Consider the following 17708-nt stretch of genomic DNA (forward strand, 5'->3'; position numbering starts at 1 on the left):
CTCAGAGTCCCCAGGCGATCAATCGCTCGGCCAGCGCCAGATAGAGCGGGATGCCGATCAGGATGTTGAAGGGAAAGGTGATGCCCAGCGAGGCGGTCAGCGACAGCGACGGATTGGCCTCCGGCACCGCCAGACGCATCGCCGCCGGCACCGCGATGTACGAGGCACTGGCCGACAGCGTGGCGAGCATCGCCGTGCCGCCCAGCGACAGGCCCATGAAGCGCGCCAGCAACGCGCCGACCAGCGCACCGAGCAGCGGCATCACCAGCGCAAAGGCGGCGAGCTTGATGCCGTAGCGTTTCAGCGAAGCGAGCTGGCCGGAAGCGATCAGCCCCATCTCCAGCAGGAAGAACGCCAGCACGGGCTTGAACATGCTGGTGTACAGCGGCTCCAGCGGCTTGATCGCCTCCTTGCCGGCGATCGCGCCGATCAGCAGACCGCCCAGCAGCAACATGATGCTCTTGCCGAGGAAGATCTCGCGGCCCAGCGCCTTCCAGTGGGTATCGCGCGACACGCCCTTGGCCAGCAGGATGCCGACCAGGATCGCCGGAATCTCGAGGATCGCCACGAACAGCGGCATGTAGCTCTCGAACGCCACCTGGCGCGCCGCCAGATAGGCCACCACCACGGCGAAGGTACCAGCACTGACCGAGCCGTAGTGCGCGGCGACCGCTGCGGCGTTGATGCGGTCGAAGCGCAGGCCGCGCAACAGACCGAACGCCAGCACCGGCAGCAGCATGCCCAACGCCAGCACCAGCAGCGACTGGCCAAGCAGCGCGGCACTGGCCTGCTCGGCCAGCTCGACGCCGCCGTGCAAGCCGATGGCCAACAGCAGCACGATGGACAGCGTGTCGTACAGCGCCGGCGGCAGCTTCAGTTCGCTCTTGAGCAGCCCGGCGCACAGGCCGAAGACGAAGAACAATACGACGGGGTCGATACCCATTTGTTTCTCCTGGCAGAGGATTGGAATCCGAGCCCGTCCCTGGTCGACATCCGCGGCTGAAAAAAAGGGAGCCGCGCGGGCTCCCTGATTCGTTACGACACGCGCTATCAGGCCTCGATTTCAATCAAGACTTCGCCCGGGTTGACGCGGTCACCTTTCCCGACGTGTACCGCCTTCACGGTGCCGGCGATCGGCGCCTGGATTTCGGTTTCCATCTTCATCGCCTCACTGACCAGTACCGGCTGGCCGGCCTTGACCGTATCGCCGACCTTGACCAGCACGTCGACCACGTTGCCCGGCATGGTCGTGCTGACGTCGCCCGGCGCGCTGGCCTGCTTGCGTCCGCTGCTGCCACCGCCGACGAACTCGTTGAGCGCCTCGAACACCACTTCTTCCGGCATGCCGTCGATGGACAGATAGAAGTGGCGCTTGCCTTCGGCCTTGACGCCGACGCCGGTGATGTCGACGCGGTAGGTTTCACCGTGCACGTCGATGACGAACTCGGTCGGCACGCCTTCCTGGGCGACGCTGGTGGTGGTGCCCGGGATCGGCAGCAGCGCTTCGGGCTGCAGGGTGCCGGCTTCGCGCTCTTCGAGGAACTTGCGGCCGATGTCCGGGAACATGGCGTAGGTCAGCACGTCCTCTTCGCTCTTGGCCAGCGCGCCGACTTCCTTGCGCAGCTTGTCCAGCTCCGGCGCGATCAGATCGGCCGGACGGCATTCGATGACTTCCTCGCTGCCGATGGCCATGAAGCGCAGGCGCTCGCACACCGGTGCCGGGGCCTGACCGTAGCGGCCCTGCAGGTAGAGCTTCACCTCGTTGGTGATGGTCTTGTAGCGTTCGCCGGCGAGCACGTTGAAGAACGCCTGGGTGCCGACGATCTGCGAGGTCGGGGTGACCAGCGGCGGGAAGCCGAGGTCCTGGCGCACCTTGGGAATCTCCGCCAGCACTTCGTCCATGCGGTGCAGCGCGCCCTGCTCCTTGAGCTGGTTGGCGAGGTTGGAAATCATCCCGCCGGGCACCTGGTTTACCTGCACGCGGGTGTCGACGCCGGTGAATTCGCTCTCGAACTGGTGGTACTTCTTGCGCACCGCGTAGAAGTACAGGCCGATCTCCTGCAGCAGTTCCAGATCGAGGCCGGTGTCGTACGGCGTGTCACGCAGCGCGGCGACCATCGACTCGGTGCCCGGATGGCTGGTGCCCCAGGCCATCGACGAGATGGCGGTGTCGATGCGGTCGGCACCGTTTTCCACGGCCTTGAGCTGACACATGCTGGCCACGCCGGCGGTGTCGTGCGAGTGCACCACCACGTCCAGCTGCGGCAGCGCCTCCTTCAGCGCCTTGACCAGTGCGCCGGTGGCGTACGGCGTGAGCAGGCCGGCCATGTCCTTGATGGCGATCGAGTCGATGCCCATCGCCGCCATCTTCCGCGCCTGCTCGACGAAGGCGTCGATGGTGTGCACCGGGCTGGTGGTGTAGGCGATGGTGCCCTGGGCGTGCTTGCCGGCCTTCTTCACCGCGCGGATGGCGGTTTCCAGGTTACGTACGTCGTTCATCGCGTCGAAGATGCGGAACACGTCGATGCCGTTCTCCGCGGCCTTGGCGACGAAGGCCTCGACCACGTCGTCGCTGTAGTGGCGGTAGCCGAGCAGGTTCTGCCCGCGCAGCAGCATCTGCAGGCGGGTGTTGGGCAGTGCGGCCTTGAGCTGGCGCAGGCGCTGCCACGGGTCTTCCTTGAGGAAGCGCACGCAGGCGTCGAAGGTGGCGCCGCCCCAGACTTCCAGCGACCAGTAGCCGACGCGGTCGAGCTTGTCGCAGATCGGCAGCATGTCTTCGGTGCGCATGCGGGTCGCCAGCAGCGACTGGTGGGCGTCACGCAGGATGGTGTCGGTAACGCTGATTTTCTTCTGAGCAGTCATGGGTCGTTCCTCACAGGCCTGCGTGGGCGGCAATGGCAGCGGCGATGGCCAGGGCCAGTTCGCCCGGCTTGCGTTTGATCGAGTAGTGCAGCAGCTCCGGGTGGTTGTCGACGAAGCTGGTGTTGAACTGGCCGCTGCGGAAATCCGGGTTGGCCAGGATCTGCTGGTAGTAGGTGGCGGTGGTCTTCACGCCCTGCACGCGCATGTCGTCCAGCGCGCGCGAGCCGCGCGCTAGCGCCTCTTCCCAGGTCAGCGCCCAGACCACCAGCTTCAGGCACATGGAGTCGTAGTACGGCGGGATGGTGTAGCCGGTGTAGATCGCCGTGTCGGTGCGCACGCCGGGGCCGCCGGGCGCGTAGTAACGGGTGATCTTGCCGAAGCACGGCAGGAAGTTGTTGCGCGGGTCCTCGGCATTGATGCGGAACTGCAGGGCATAGCCGCGGTACTGGATGTCTTCCTGCTTGACCGACAGCGGCTGGCCCGCGGCGATGCGGATCTGCTCGCGCACGATGTCGATGCCGGTAATTTCCTCGGTGATGGTGTGCTCCACCTGCACGCGGGTGTTCATCTCCATGAAGTACACCTCGCCATCGGCGAGCAGGAACTCCACGGTGCCGGCGTTCTCGTAGCCCACCGCCTTGGCCGCCTTGACCGCCAGGTCGCCGATGTAGGCGCGCTGCTCGGGGGTGAGCTGCGGGCTGGGGGCGATCTCGATGAGTTTCTGGTTGCGCCGCTGGATCGAGCAGTCGCGCTCGAACAGGTGCACGGTGTTGCCGAAGGAGTCGGCCAGCACCTGCGCCTCGATATGCTTGGGCTCGACGATGCATTTCTCGAGGAACACCTCGGCACTGCCGAAGGCCTTGGTCGCCTCGGAAATGACGCGCGGGTAGGCCGCTTCCAGCTCGGCGCGCGTGTTGCAGCGACGGATACCGCGGCCGCCACCGCCGGAGGTGGCCTTGAGCATCACCGGGTAGCCGATGCGCTCAGCTTCGCGCAGCGCCTCGGCGAGGTCGGCGACGTTGCCTTCGGTGCCCGGCGTGACCGGCACGCCAGCCTTGATCATGCTGCGCCGCGCTTCGGTCTTGTCGCCCATGCGGCGGATGACCTCGGCGCTCGGACCGACGAAGCGGATGCCACGCTCGGCGCAGATTTCCGCCAGTTCGGCATTCTCGGAGAGGAAGCCGTAGCCCGGATGCAGGGCATCGCAGCCGGTTTCCACCGCCAGGTTCACCAGCTTGCGCGGGTTCAGGTAGCCGGCCAGCGGGTCTTCGCCGATGAAATGCGCCTCGTCGGCGCGCTTGACGTGCAGCGCATGGCGGTCGGCCTCGGAGAACACCGCCACCGAGCGGACGCCCATTTCGGCACAGGCACGCACGATGCGCACCGCAATTTCCCCGCGGTTGGCGATCAGCAGCTTCTTGATCACGCTGTCTTCCTCGGATCGATGAGCAGGCGACCCGCAGGACGGGTCGGGAAGTGCCCGCCTCGGCGAGCGTTTTTTACCCTACGCCTTGCTTATCGATTACCGAAAATAAATAATTGTTTGCTTATGGATAAGTGAAAACTTATACATGCGTGCAGATACCGGTATTACCGGGCTGCGGCGCGCTTAGCTGACCGCTTGAACAGTAAAAATTCGTTGTCTGCCAGGCGCCCGTGGCGCCGGAGAACCTTCATGCGAAAGTCCCTGATGCGCATGACGCTGCGCCAGCTTCAGGTGTTCGGCGCCGTCTGCGAAAGTCGCTCCTACAGCCGCGCGGCTGAGGAAATGGCGCTGACCCAGCCGGCGGTGAGTCTGCAGATTCGCCAGCTGGAGGAGCTGGTCGGCCAGCCGCTGTTCGAGTACGTCGGCAAGAAGCTCTACCTGACCGAGGCCGCCGAGGCGCTCAAGCGCGCCAGCAGCGACATCTTCGCCCGCCTCGACAGCCTCGACATGCAGCTGACCGACCTGCAGGGCTCGCTGCAGGGCCAGCTCAACCTGGCGGTGGAATCCAGCGCCAAGTACTTCGTGCCGCACCTGTTCGCCGCGTTTCGTCGCCAGCATCCGGACGTCAGCCTGCAACTGAGCGTGGTCAACCGTGCGCAGGTGATCAAGCGCCTGTCGGACAACCGCGACGATCTGGTGATCATGTCGCTGATGCCCTCGGAAGTCGCGCTGGAGTTCCTGCCGTTCCTCAACAACCCGATCGTCGCCGTGGCGCCGCCGGAGCATCCGCTGTGTCAGGCCAGCCGGCTGTCGTTGCAGGACCTGGCGGCCTATCCGCTGCTGGTGCGCGAACCCGGCTCGGGCACGCGCAAGGCCTGCGAGGAATACTTCCAGCAAAAGCGCGCGCACTTCGCGCAGACGGTGCAGATCGCCTCGCTCGATGCGCTGCGCGAAGCGGTGATCGCCGGCCTCGGCGTGGCGCTGCTGCCGCGCCATGCGGTGACGCTGGAACTGGCCCACGGCCTGCTGCGCGAGCTGCCGGTGGACGAGCTACCGCTCTACCGCAGCTGGTGCGTCGCGCATGCCCGCGGCAAACGCCTGAGCCCGGTGGCCCAGGCATTCTTCGCCTTCATCCGTGACCAGCGCGCGCAGGTCAGTGCGCTGGCCGCGCGCTTCGGCGGTTCTCCGCCCAAGCCCGCTGCGCAGTGAATGCGGCCGGCTCGGCGAACGGGTCCAGCAGCGCGTGCAGACGGCGCTCCTCGGCGTAACTCTCGATGGCGCGACGGAACTGCATGCGCCGCACGTCCTGCTCCTTGCGGCGGGCCTTGGAGTCGGACGGCGGAAGGTCGGTATACGGGTACATGGGCGGTCTCCCAGGACGGGTATCGGGAAACCCAGCATCGGACCGCCAGATGACGCCTTGAAGACAGTGCGTTGAACGAGCGATGAACGCGCCCGTTCAGTCGTCGTGCTTCACCGATTTGGGCGACAGCCGCAGGCTGCGCAGGCTGCGCTTGACGCTCTTGAGGTGGTTGACCAGGCTCGGGCCGCGCGCCATCGCCACACCCATCGCCAGCACGTCGATCACCACCAGATGGGCGATGCGCGAGGTCAGCGGCGTGTAGATCTCGGTGTCTTCCTGCACGTCGATGGCCAGGTTGATGGTCGCCAGCTCGGCCAGTGGCGTCTGGCTCGGGCACAGGGTGATCAGCGTGGCACCGGATTCGCGCACCACGTTGGCGGTGATCAGCAGGTCCTTGGAGCGTCCCGACTGCGAGATACAGATCGCCACGTCGGTGGGCTTGAGGGTCACCGCCGACATCGCCTGCATGTGCGGGTCGGAATACGCCGCCGCCGACAGCAGCAGACGGAAGAACTTGTGCTGGGCGTCGGTGGCCACCGCACCGGAAGCGCCGAAGCCGTAGAACTCCACCCGCTCGGCCTTGGCGCAGGCCTCGATGGCGCGCTCCAGCGCCTGTGGATCGAGGCGCTCGCGCACCTCCATCAGGGTGTGCAGAGTGGTGTCGAAAATCTTCAGGCTGACATCCATCACCGAGTCGTTCTCACTGATGGCGAACTGGCCGAAGCTGGCGCCGGCGGCCAGGCTCTGCGCCAGTTTCAGCTTCAGGTCCTGGAAGCCCTGGCAGCCGATGGCGCGGCAGAAACGCACGATGGTCGGCTCGCTGACACCCACCGCATGCGCCAGATCGGCCATCGAACTGTGCATCACCGACGCCGGATCGAGCAGGACGTGGTCGGCCACCTTCAGTTCCGACTTCCTCAACAGGCTTCTCGATTGGGCGATGTGTTGCAGCAGATTCACGTGGCGGACTCGCTTATGCTCGCGTGCGATGGCCTGGGCGCCGCAGCGCCGCTCGACCATCAGCGGGTTGTAGTGGGGCGGTAGTTATACTACAAGCCTCGCCGCGACGCCCCCTTTTTGGCCTCCAGGAGTGCTCCCGTGTCGATTTCCTGTGACATGCTCGTGTTCGGCGGAACCGGCGACCTGACCCTGCACAAGCTGCTGCCGGCGCTCTACCACCTGCACCGCGACGGCCGCCTGCATAGCGACGTGCGGATTCTCGCGCTGGCGCGCAAGAAGCTCGACCGCGCCGGCTACCTGGCCCTGGCCGAGCGCCATTGCCGGGCGCAGGTCGCGCGCAGCGACTTCAGCGTCGACACCTGGCAGGCCTTCGCCCAACGGCTGGACTATTTCGCCATGGACGCCAGCCAGCGCGGCGAATTCGTCCGCCTGGCGCACCACCTGGGCAGCGGTGACAGGCGCGTGCGGGTCTACTACCTGGCCACCGCGCCGGACCTGTTCGAGCCCATCGCCAGCCATCTGGAAAGCGCCGGGCTGGCCGGGGAGAACGCACGCATCGTGCTGGAGAAACCCATCGGCCACTCGCTGGAATCGGCGCAGGCGATCAACGCGGCAATCGGCGCGGTGTTCGCCGAGTCGCGCATCTACCGGATCGACCACTACCTGGGCAAGGAAACCGTGCAGAACCTCATGGCGCTGCGCTTCGCCAACGCGCTGTTCGAGCCGATCTGGCGCGCCGGGCACATCGACCACGTGCAGATCACCGTGGCCGAAACGCTCGGCGTGGAGAACCGCGGCGGCTACTACGACCACGCCGGCGCCATGCGCGACATGCTGCAGAATCACCTGCTGCAGCTGCTCTGCCTGGTGGCGATGGAGGCGCCGGTGCGCTTCGACGCCGAGTCGGTGCGCAACGAGAAGGTCAAGGTGCTGCAGGCGCTCAAGCCGATCACCGGCATGGACGTGCTCGACAAGACCGTGCGCGGCCAATACGGCGCCGGTCAGATCGGCGGCCACGACGTGCCGGCCTACTACTTCGAGCCCAGCATCGACAACGACAGCGACACCGAAACCTTCGTTGCCGTGCAGGCCGAGATCGACAACTGGCGCTGGGCCGGCGTGCCGTTCTACCTGCGCACCGGCAAGCGCATGGCGCGCAAGCGCTCGGAAATCATCATCACCTTCAAACCGGTACCGCACCTGCTGTTCAAGAAGGGCGAAGCCAACCGTCTGGTGATCCGCCTGCAGCCCGAGGAATGCATCGGCCTGCAGCTGATGGCCAAGGCGCCGGGCAAGGGCATGCAGCTCGAACCAGTGGAACTGGATCTGAACCTGGCGCACGCCTTCAGCAGCAGCCGCCGCTGGGACGCCTACGAGCGCCTGCTGCTCGACGTGATCGAAGGTGATTCCACGCTGTTCATGCGGCGCGACGAGGTGGAAGCCGCCTGGCAGTGGGTCGATCCGATCCTGCGCGGCTGGCAGGGCCATTACCGCAAACCGCGCCCCTACCCCGCCGGCAGCGACGGCCCGGAACAGGCCCACCAGTTCATCGAACGTCAGGGCCGCGGCTGGTCGTACTGAGGCATTCCGCGCGCACTGGGTGAACTGCGCGGAGTGCGCGCGCGAATCACGCCATACTGCGCGGCATATATGGCCGATATGCCGCCAGATGATTCGCAGGAACTTCCCGCGCCCTACGTCACATCACAGAAGATCAACTTTCCGGCAACGCCCCAGATGAAGGCGCTCGTCGGCCAGTGAACCACGCCAAGTTCATCCAGCAGTTGGTTCGCGATATTCAACTGCATGCCATGCCATATCGGTCAGATAGTTCTGCGGCAACTTCCCGCCGTTCTCGAGACCGCCAGCGCTGCAATTGAATCCGCTGCAAAGCCACGCCGTACGCGGCCTGCAGCCTACCTTTCCGCCATTCGCATGGAACTTTGCGCGAACGCCAAGTTCAACTTCGACATCGACCTCCGTATCTCGTTCGAATTGGCGCCGTGAAACACATTGAATCACCTTCGGCAACTTACCGTTATCCGTGGATATCCTATGAGTTCATGCCCGCCGACTTGCGGCCAATATCGGCACAGCGGGTTGAGATAATCTTTTCAATGTGTTTACCCTGAAAAAGGACTGAATCAACCGAAAGGAGTTGTTTTGAGTTTTGCCACCGTAATGCTCCGTCGTCCAACCGACAGCGACGGTTACAACCTCCATCAGCTGGTAGCGCGCTGCCAGCCCCTCGACAGGAACTCGGTCTACTGCAACCTGCTGCAGTGCTCCGACTTCGCCGACACCGCCATCGCCGCCGAAACCGCCGACGGCCGCCTGGTCGGTTTCATCTCCGGTTATCGCCCGCCCTCACGGCCGGACACGCTGTTCGTCTGGCAGGTCGCCGTCGACGCCTCGATGCGTGGCCAGGGGCTGGCCCTGCGCATGCTGCTGGCATTGACCGCCCGCGTTGCTCGCGAACACGCCGTGCGTTTCATGGAAACCACCATCTCGCCGGACAACGTGGCGTCGCAGGCGCTGTTCAAGCGCGCCTTCGACCGTCTCGACGCCAATTGCACGACGCGCACGCTGTTCGCCCGCGACACGCATTTCGCCGGACAGCACGAGGACGAGGTGCTCTACCGCGCCGGTCCGTTCACCGTTTCCCACCTAGAAGAAGAGCTCAAGGAGCACGCATGAACACCTTTGAACTGAACGAATCCCAGGTTCGCAGCTACTGCCGTTCCTTCCCCGTGGTCTTCAATCAGGCGCTCGGCGCCGAGCTGATCACCCAGGACGGCACGCACTACATCGATTTCCTCGCCGGCGCCGGCACGCTCAACTACGGGCATAACCACCCGGTGCTCAAGCAGGCGCTGCTCGACTACATCGAGCACGACGGCATCACCCACGGCCTGGACATGTACACCGCGGCCAAGGCGCGCTTTCTCGACACCTTCAACCGGCTGATTCTCGAGCCGCGCGGCATGGGCAGCTACCGCATGCAGTTCACCGGCCCGACCGGCACCAATGCGGTCGAGGCGGCGTTGAAGCTGGCGCGCAAGGTCACCGGGCGCAATAACATCATCAGCTTCACCAACGGCTTCCACGGCTGCAGCATCGGCGCGCTGGCCGCGACCGGTAACCAGCACCACCGCGGCGGTGCCGGCACCGGCCTCAGCGATGTCAGCCGCATGCCCTACGCCAACTACTTCGGCGACAAGACCAACACCATCAGCATGATGGACAAGCTGCTGTCCGACCCCTCCAGCGGCATCGACAAGCCGGCCGCGGTGATCGTCGAGACGGTGCAGGGCGAAGGCGGCCTGAACGTCGCCTCGGCCGAGTGGATGCGCAAGCTGGAAAAGCTCTGCCGCAAGCACGAGATGCTGCTGATCGTCGACGACATCCAGGCCGGTTGCGGCCGCACCGGCAGCTTCTTCAGCTTCGAGGAGATGGGCATTCAGCCGGACATCGTCACACTGTCCAAGTCGCTGTCCGGCTACGGCCTGCCGTTCGCCATGGTGCTGCTGCGCCAGGAGCTGGACCAGTGGCAGCCGGGCGAACACAACGGCACCTTCCGCGGCAACAACCACGCCTTCGTCACCGCCGCCGCGGCGCTGGAGCACTTCTGGCAGAACGACGCGTTCGCCAGCAGCGTGAAGGCCAAGGGCAAGCGCATCGCCGACGGCATGCAGCGCATCATCCGCCGCCACGGCCCGGATTCGCTGTTCCTCAAGGGCCGCGGAATGATGCTCGGCATCAGCTGCCCGGATGGCGAGATCGCCGCCGCCGTCTGCCGTCACGCCTTCGACAACGGCCTGGTGATCGAGACCAGCGGCGCCCACAGCGAAGTGGTCAAGTGTCTCTGCCCGCTGATCATCAGCGACGGGCAGATCGACAAGGCACTTACCATCCTCGACAAGGCGTTCGCCGCCGTGATGAGCGAACAGACCGCGAACCAGGCTTCCTGAGGTATTTGCAGATGATCGTCAGAACCCTCGCCGAATGCGAAAAGACCGAACGCAAGGTCCACAGCCAGACCGGCACCTGGGACAGCACGCGCATGCTGCTCAAGGATGACAACGTCGGCTTCTCCTTCCACATCACCACCATCTACGCCGGCAGCGAGACGCACATCCACTACCAGAACCACTTCGAGTCGGTGTACTGCATCAGCGGCAATGGCGAGATCGAAACCCTCGCCGACGGCAAGATCTACAAGATCGAGCCGGGCACGCTGTACGTGCTGGACCAGCATGACGAGCACCTGCTGCGAGGCGGCAGCGAGGACATGAAGCTGGCCTGCGTGTTCAACCCGCCGCTCAACGGCCGCGAAGTGCATGACGCCAGCGGCGTCTATCCGCTGGAGGCCGCAACCGTCTGATTCACCGGGGCGGCCAGCATGCCGCCCCGCCACGACAAGAAAGGAGGCAAGCGTGCAGCCTATGCAAGCCGACCTGTATCCCTCGCGCCACGAGAACCAGCCGCGCTGGCAGGACCGTCTGGACCCGGTCGTCTACCGCAGCGACCTGGAGAACGCGCCGATCGCCGCCGAGCTGATCGAACGCTTCGAGCGCGACGGCTACCTGGTCATCCCCCAGCTGTTCAGTGCCGAGGAAGTAGCCCTGTTTCGCGCCGAACTCGAGCGCATGCGCCAGGATCCGGCCGTCGCCGACTCCGGCAAGACCATTCAGGAACCCGACAGCGGCGCGATCCGCTCGGTGTTCGCTATCCACAAGGACAACCCGCTGTTCGCCCGCGTCGCCGCCGATGAGCGCATCGCCGGCATCGCCCGCTTCATCCTCGGCGGCGACGTCTACGTGCATCAGTCGCGGATGAACTTCAAACCGGGCTTCAGCGGCAAGGAGTTCTACTGGCATTCGGATTTCGAAACCTGGCACATCGAGGACGGCATGCCGCGTATGCGCTGCCTGTCCTGCTCGATCCTGCTGACCGACAACGAGCCGCACAACGGCCCGCTGATGCTGATGCCCGGTTCGCACCGCCACTATGTGCGCTGCGTCGGCGCCACGCCGGAAAACCACTACGAGAAATCCCTGCGCAAGCAGGAGATCGGCGTGCCCGACCAGAACAGCCTGAGCGAGCTGGCCAGCCGTTTCGGCATCGACTGCGCCACCGGCCCCGCCGGCAGCGTGGTGTTCTTCGACTGCAACACCATGCACGGCTCCAATGGCAATATCACCCCGAGTGCGCGGAGCAATCTGTTCTACGTCTACAACCATGTGGATAATGCCGTGCTGGCTCCGTTCTGCGCGCAGAAGCCGCGCCCGGCGTTCGTCGCCGAGCGCGAGACATTCAAGCCGCTCGACATTCAGCCGCAACAGTATCCTTGAGGCGTTCGGGTGCGTCTGATGACGACCCGACCCCGGCCGTGCCACACGGCCGGGGGATGAATCCATTTCCAGCTCGTTGACCGCCGGCGCTTCCGCGCGCGGCCTGCCAGCGGCCTGCCAGATGCGGACGTAATAAATAGATGCATACCGTGGAAAAGATCGGCGGCACGTCGATGAGCCGCTTCGACGAACTGCTCGACAACATCTTCATCGGCTCGCGCCGGGGTGACGCGCTGTACCAGCGTGTGTTCGTCGTCTCGGCCTACAGTGGCATGACCAACCTGCTGCTGGAGCACAAGAAGACCGGCGAGCCGGGCGTCTATCAACGCTTCGCCGAAGCCCACAACGACGAAGCCTGGCGCGAAGCGCTGGAGACCGTGCGCCAGCGCATGTTGGAGAAGAACGCCGAGCTGTTCACCGGCACGCCCGAGCTGCAGGCCGCCGATCGCTTCGTCAACGAGCGCATCAACGACGCCCGCGATTGCATGGACAGCCTGCACAAGCTGTGCAGCTACGGCCATTTCCAGCTCAGCGAGAACCTGATGAAGGTGCGCGAAATGCTCGCCTCGCTAGGCGAGGCGCACAGCGCGTTCAACAGCGTGCTGGCGCTGCGGCAGCGCGACATCAACGCGCGGCTGGTCGACCTCAGCGGCTGGCAGCTGGACAAGCCGCTGCCGTTCGAGACGATGATCGCGCAGAGCTTCGCCGACCTCGATCTCAGCCGCGAGCTGATCATCGCCACCGGCTACGCGCATTGCGCCGAGGGCCTGATGAACACCTTCGACCGCGGCTACAGCGAGATCACCTTCGCCCAGATCGCCGCCGCCACCGGCGCGCGCGAGGCGATCATTCACAAGGAGTTCCACCTCAGCAGCGCCGACCCGAACCTGGTCGGCGTCGACAAGGTGGTCACCATCGGCCGCACCAACTACGACGTCGCCGACCAACTGTCGAACCTCGGCATGGAGGCGATCCACCCGCGCGCCGCGCGCACGCTGCGCCGCGCCGGCATCGAGCTGCGCATCAAGAATGCCTTCGAGCCCGAGCACGGCGGCACGCTGATCAGCCAGGACTACTGCAGCGCGCGGCCCTGCGTGGAGATCATCGCCGGACGCAAGGACGTCTTCGGCATCGAGGTATTCGACCAGGAAATGCTTGGCGACCCCGAGCACGACATCGAGATCAGCAAGCTGCTCAAGCAGCTCAAGCTGTACGTGATCAACAAGGGCTGCGACGCCAACAGCATCACCTACTACGTCAGCGGCTCGCGCAAGGCGATCAACCGCGCCGCGCGGCTGATCGAGGAGCGCTTCCCGGCGGCCGAGGTGACCATGCACAACGTCGCCGTGGTGTCGGCGATCGGCTCCAACCTCAAGGTCAAGGGCATCCTCGCGCGTACCGCCACGGCACTGGCCGAGGCCGGTATCAGCATCCAGGCGCTGCACCAGTCGATCCGTCAGGTGGAGATGCAGTGCGTGGTCAACGAGGAAGACTACGCCGCCGCCATCGCCGCGCTGCACCGTGCGCTGATCGAGCCGGAGAACCATGGCGATGTGATCGCCGCCGCCTGAGCCTTCGAGGCACTCGCCAAAACGCCGGACATTGTCCGGCGTTTTGCTTTGCGGCGGCTTTCACCGCAGCGGCTGACGCCGGTCAATACCCCCCGCGGGCGCCGGGCAGAGCATGGAGTCAGGAAGCCGGTCACGGTTCACGTCTGCACCTTGCGTGGCGTGGCCGTCCGCGCGCAGCTCACCCACCACGCAGGAGTTTCCATGTTTCCCGAATACCGCGATCTGATCACCCGCCTGAAGGCTGAGAACCGGGCGTTCGCCCGCCTGTTCGACGAGCACAACGAGCTGGACCAGCGCGTCAAGAACATCGAGGCGCGCATCATCCCCGGCACCGACAGCGAAGTCGAAGCCCTGAAGAAGGAAAAACTGCAGCTCAAGGACCGCCTCTACGAGATGCTCAAGGAGGCATCGCCCACCTGAGGCCAGCGGGCGCTCCGCCAGACGGGGCGCCCTGCTCGACCGCCGATCCGCCCATTGGCCGCGCACTCCGGGCACGAGCGCAGTAGAATGCCGCGCTTCGATGCCCCTGCGAGTCCCGCCCCCATGAGTACCACCCGCCGTACCGAGCTGCTGTCACCCGCCGGCACGCTGAAATCCATGCGCTACGCCTTCGCCTACGGCGCCGACGCGGTCTACGCGGGGCAGCCACGCTACAGCCTGCGCGTGCGCAACAACGAGTTCGACCACGCCAACCTCAAGCTGGGCATCGACGAGGCCCATGCGCTGGGCAAGCAGTTCTACGTGGTGGTCAACATCGCCCCGCACAACGCCAAGCTGAAGACCTTCATCAAGGATCTGGAGCCGGTGGTGGCGATGGGCCCGGACGCGCTGATCATGTCCGACCCGGGGCTGATCATGCTGGTGCGCCAGCACTTCCCGCAGCAGACCATCCACCTCTCGGTGCAGGCGAACGCGGTGAACTGGGCGACGGTGAAGTTCTGGGAAAGCCAGGGCGTCAGCCGGGTGATTCTCTCGCGCGAACTGTCGCTGGAGGAGATCGGCGAGATCCGCGAACAGGTGCCGGGCATGGAGCTGGAAGTGTTCGTTCACGGCGCGCTGTGCATGGCCTATTCCGGCCGCTGCCTGCTGTCGGGCTACATCAACAAGCGCGACCCCAACCAGGGCACCTGCACCAACGCCTGCCGCTGGGAATACAAGACCCACGAGGCCAAGGAGGATGAACTGGGCAACTCGGTCCACCTCTACGAGCCCATCGCCGTGCAGCAGGTCGAGGCACAGGACAACCCGACCCTGGGTGTCGGCGCGCCGACCGACAAGGTATTCCTGCTCGAAGACGTCTCGCGCCCCGGCGAATTCATGGAGGCCACCGAGGACGAGCACGGAACCTACATCATGAATTCCAAGGACCTGCGCGCCGTGCAGCACGTCGAGCGGCTGGTGCAGATGGGCGTGCACTCGCTGAAGATCGAGGGCCGCACCAAGAGCCACTACTACGTGGCGCGCACCGCCCAGGTCTACCGCAAGGCCATCGACGACGCCCTGGCCGGCCGGCCGTTCGACAGGTCGCTGATGGACACGCTGGAATCGCTGGCGCACCGCGGCTACACCGAAGGTTTCCTGCGCCGTCACGTGCACGACGAATACCAGAACTACGAGCGCGGCTTCTCGCTCTCCGAGCGCCAGCAGTTCGTCGGCGAACTGACCGGCGAGCGCCGCAACGGCCTGGCCGAGGTGAAGGTGAAGAACCGTTTCGCCGTCGGCGACCGGCTGGAGCTGATGACCCCGCAGGGCAATCTCAACCTGCGCCTGGAGCGTCTGGAAAACAGCCGGGGCGAAGCCATCGACGTCGCGCCGGGCGATGGCCACACCGTCTACCTGCCGGTGCCCGAGAACGTCGAGCTGGCCTACGGGCTGCTGATGCGCGAACTGGAGAGCGGCACGACGAGAGGGTAAGTCGGCGCGTACTGTCATCGGCAGGCGAACCTGATAATTCAGGCCCTGTGTTCGGCGCGCCCGGCTTCAGCGAGCGCGCCGGCAGTCGACCAACCGCGTCGAGCCGCTAGGCGTAGCTGGGTGTCGGTCTGGCAGCGACTCCCGCCAGCTTCTGCGCCGCCTGGTGCTCTTTCAGGGTCTGCCACTGGGCAAACAGTTCGACCACGTCCGCCCGCCCGGCAAATTCACCCAGGACGCTGCGCGGCGTAACCACCCGCGCGGCTTGAGCCAACAGACGCTGCTGCGCCCGCGACAAAGCCTGTTCCTGCTCGTTGCGAAGCTGCTCGCCTTTCTGCAGCGCGTCGGCGTAGATGGCGCGCAGCTCCAGATCGCTCTTGCCATAGAAGCGCATGTCGCCGCTGCGCCGGACCTTCCAGCGGAACTCATTGAAGGAGCGCGGCTGCCAACTCTCGAGAAGCTGTCGGACATTCTTCACCTGGGCGTGGATATCGCGGACTTCACTGTCGGTGAACAATGCGCCCTGGCGTTTTTCGACGCTGTCATGCCAGCGCAGCAGCGTCGTCAACGCTGCGCGGGCGTAGCCGCTATCGCTCGAGTGATGCGCACCGGACAGCGGCACGCGCTCCGGCATATCCCCGTCGAGGGCAATCTCTCCCATGTAGTGCGCACAGGTCTGCTCGTCGATCAGCGCACAGCCCGACTGCCAGAGAATGGCTGCCTCGCTTCCGCCGCCCGGCTTGCGCGGCATGAAGTGCCGCTGCTCTCCATGATGCTCGTAGGGATCGCCGTGCAGATTCACCAGTCCTGCGAGCAACAGCACGATGCCCGCCACCGGCGAGCTGAACAGCAGCGCAGTACCGGGCAACGCCAGCCTCCACTCCGCATCCATCCACGGCAGCGGCAAGGCCGGGATGGGATCGTCGTGATTGACGATGCGATGGTGGGTCAGCGCTTGAGCGGCCTGGACGAACGCACGGTCGCCGGCGCGAGGTGCACCGAAGGTATAGAGCTGAACGTCGTCGGACCACTTTCGACGAAGCCATTCCGCAAGCAGCAACGCGATAGCACCACCGAGGCTGTGGCCGCAGACGATGAGCGTGTGCTCGGCAGTGTGAAACGCATCCAAGTAACGCTCGACAAACGGTCTTACCGCCAGAAATCCGCCATGAAAGCCGCGGTGCGCCTGGCCTATGCCCTCGTAGGGCACCTGGCGCGCGTCCAGATCACGCCCGGTGTCGGCAAGCATCTCTTGGGTGCCGCGCACCGAAATCAGCACGATCTTGTCGTTGTGGGTGATGAATGCCTGGGTACTGGAATCCTTGTCGTAGAGAAAGTGCACGTCCTCAGGGTTCTTCCAGCCTTTCTCCGCCTCCTTCGCATAGCGCTCGGGATCGTACGGCATGATTTCCAGGCGTTTGGAATAAGGCACTTCCTCACAGAGCAAATGGTATGGCCCGGCGGCGTTAAATTGTGTCGGCTTGACCAGACGCCCCAGCTGATTCTGCAATACATGACCGATGCTACCGAGCGTTGTGTAGGGTGGCGGCGACGATTCATAACGCTCGAACGATCCCGGCTCCTTGCTGAACGGTGCGTAGACAAACGCACTCATCACCGCCAGGTGATAGGCGTTCAACGCACAGAACTCCTTATCCCTAGAAAACAGTGGGCTATAGGCGCGCAGGGCTTTGACTTCGAGTACGTAATGCGCGCTTTCTGCCATTAACACGATTCCCGGTTGCTCTTCCGGCAAACCGACATTTCGTTTGGGAACGGCTGGAGGGCGCGGCTGCCATGTCTCGTCTATCTCAGGTAGATGGCCAGCAGTCTTAGCGAAATCCCTAACTTCCACTCGAAAAAAACGAGCTTTCTCTTGTGATGCACGCGCTTCCGCTAGATAGGTTTTTCCGTCTGTACGACGCGGCCCAGAAGGCACCTGTTCAGCCGCTACTTGCAGAGCCGTTAGCGGCAATCTGAACGATTTCCGAATGGTCAGCCTTTTATACCAAGCATCTAATTCACCGGAATCTGGAGCGGAAAAATCCAGAATCGCCGGGCCACAATTACAGGCATTGATTCGGGCAAACCCGTCATCATTCAAAACGCCTTCGAACTTTTGCCCCTGACTGTCATGCAATGTGAAGCAAAGGCCCGAATAGGGTGCTCCGCTGCCATGCTCATCTACAAGCCGAAAGCTAATCCAATGACTACGTAACGGGCACTCCAATACAACCTCATCCTTGGCTGAATTAAGCATC

The 17708-nt window shown here is 64.5% G+C and carries 15 protein-coding genes; 9 read left to right on the top strand and 6 right to left on the bottom strand.

The window, feature by feature from the left end; translation table 11 throughout:
• Position 1: 1 nt before the first annotated feature.
• From NAV27_RS13970 to NAV27_RS13980, 3 genes are all read right to left on the bottom strand, one after another.
• Complete coding sequence (locus tag NAV27_RS13970; RefSeq protein WP_008568595.1) at positions 2–943, bottom strand: sodium-dependent bicarbonate transport family permease; 942 nt, start codon at positions 941–943, stop codon at positions 2–4.
• Positions 944–1050: 107 nt separating this feature from the next.
• Positions 1051–2862, bottom strand: coding sequence for a sodium-extruding oxaloacetate decarboxylase subunit alpha (oadA, locus tag NAV27_RS13975; protein ID WP_102829159.1), 1812 nt, complete (start codon positions 2860–2862; stop codon positions 1051–1053).
• Between the two features lie 10 nt (positions 2863–2872).
• On the bottom strand, positions 2873–4288 hold the full coding sequence (locus tag NAV27_RS13980) for an acetyl-CoA carboxylase biotin carboxylase subunit (protein WP_102829160.1): 1416 nt from the start codon (positions 4286–4288) through the stop codon (positions 2873–2875).
• Between the two features lie 249 nt (positions 4289–4537).
• On the opposite strand from NAV27_RS13980, the gene NAV27_RS13985 reads away from it, so the two are divergent.
• Positions 4538–5497, top strand: coding sequence for a LysR family transcriptional regulator (locus NAV27_RS13985; RefSeq protein WP_102829161.1), 960 nt, complete (start codon positions 4538–4540; stop codon positions 5495–5497).
• On the opposite strand, the gene NAV27_RS13990 is transcribed toward NAV27_RS13985, so the two are convergent.
• Together NAV27_RS13990 and hexR are read right to left on the bottom strand one after the other, a co-directional pair.
• The gene (locus tag NAV27_RS13990) at positions 5442–5651 is read right to left on the bottom strand and encodes a PA3496 family putative envelope integrity protein (protein ID WP_008568599.1); all 210 of its coding nucleotides are present in this window, start codon (positions 5649–5651) and stop codon (positions 5442–5444) included. The genes NAV27_RS13985 and NAV27_RS13990 overlap by 56 nt on opposite strands.
• Positions 5652–5747: 96 nt before the next feature.
• Positions 5748–6611 carry a transcriptional regulator HexR gene (gene hexR / locus NAV27_RS13995; protein ID WP_008568600.1) on the bottom strand — a complete coding sequence of 288 codons (864 nt, stop codon included), beginning with the start codon at positions 6609–6611 and terminating at the stop codon, positions 5748–5750.
• A gap of 138 nt (positions 6612–6749) precedes the next feature.
• On the opposite strand from hexR, the gene zwf reads away from it, so the two are divergent.
• The 8 genes from zwf (at position 6750) to trhP (ending at position 15450) form a co-directional block, all read left to right on the top strand.
• Complete coding sequence (gene zwf, locus NAV27_RS14000) at positions 6750–8192, top strand: glucose-6-phosphate dehydrogenase (protein ID WP_054094122.1); 1443 nt, start codon at positions 6750–6752, stop codon at positions 8190–8192.
• Between the two features lie 600 nt (positions 8193–8792).
• A complete protein-coding gene (gene ectA / locus NAV27_RS14005) occupies positions 8793–9308 on the top strand; it encodes a diaminobutyrate acetyltransferase (RefSeq protein ID WP_102829162.1) in 516 nt (171 codons plus the stop codon).
• Positions 9305–10582: a diaminobutyrate--2-oxoglutarate transaminase gene (gene ectB / locus NAV27_RS14010; RefSeq protein ID WP_102829163.1), complete on the top strand. Its 1278-nt coding sequence runs from the start codon at positions 9305–9307 to the stop codon at positions 10580–10582. The genes ectA and ectB overlap by 4 nt, the downstream gene beginning before the upstream one ends.
• 11 nt (positions 10583–10593) lie before the next feature.
• Complete coding sequence (locus NAV27_RS14015) at positions 10594–10995, top strand: ectoine synthase (RefSeq protein WP_043298767.1); 402 nt, start codon at positions 10594–10596, stop codon at positions 10993–10995.
• 61 nt (positions 10996–11056) lie between these two features.
• On the top strand, positions 11057–11965 hold the full coding sequence (gene thpD, locus NAV27_RS14020) for an ectoine hydroxylase (RefSeq protein ID WP_102829164.1): 909 nt from the start codon (positions 11057–11059) through the stop codon (positions 11963–11965).
• 140 nt (positions 11966–12105) lie between these two features.
• Entirely contained in the window at positions 12106–13536 is a 1431-nt protein-coding gene (locus NAV27_RS14025) for an aspartate kinase (protein WP_102829165.1), read from the top strand.
• Positions 13537–13737: 201 nt separating this feature from the next.
• On the top strand, positions 13738–13956 hold the full coding sequence (locus tag NAV27_RS14030; protein WP_102829166.1) for an HP1242/YdcH family protein: 219 nt from the start codon (positions 13738–13740) through the stop codon (positions 13954–13956).
• A 123-nt stretch (positions 13957–14079) separates the two neighbouring features.
• The gene (trhP, locus tag NAV27_RS14035; protein WP_102829194.1) at positions 14080–15450 is read left to right on the top strand and encodes a prephenate-dependent tRNA uridine(34) hydroxylase TrhP; all 1371 of its coding nucleotides are present in this window, start codon (positions 14080–14082) and stop codon (positions 15448–15450) included.
• Between the two features lie 106 nt (positions 15451–15556).
• Here trhP and NAV27_RS14040 read toward each other — a convergent pair whose 3' ends face one another.
• Positions 15557–17707 carry a lipase family protein gene (locus NAV27_RS14040; RefSeq protein WP_232249079.1) on the bottom strand — a complete coding sequence of 717 codons (2151 nt, stop codon included), beginning with the start codon at positions 17705–17707 and terminating at the stop codon, positions 15557–15559.
• Between the last annotated feature and the right edge of the window lies 1 nt (position 17708).

The sequence above is a fragment of the Stutzerimonas degradans genome (genome assembly GCF_024448505.1).
GTDB classification, from domain to species: domain Bacteria; phylum Pseudomonadota; class Gammaproteobacteria; order Pseudomonadales; family Pseudomonadaceae; genus Stutzerimonas; species Stutzerimonas degradans.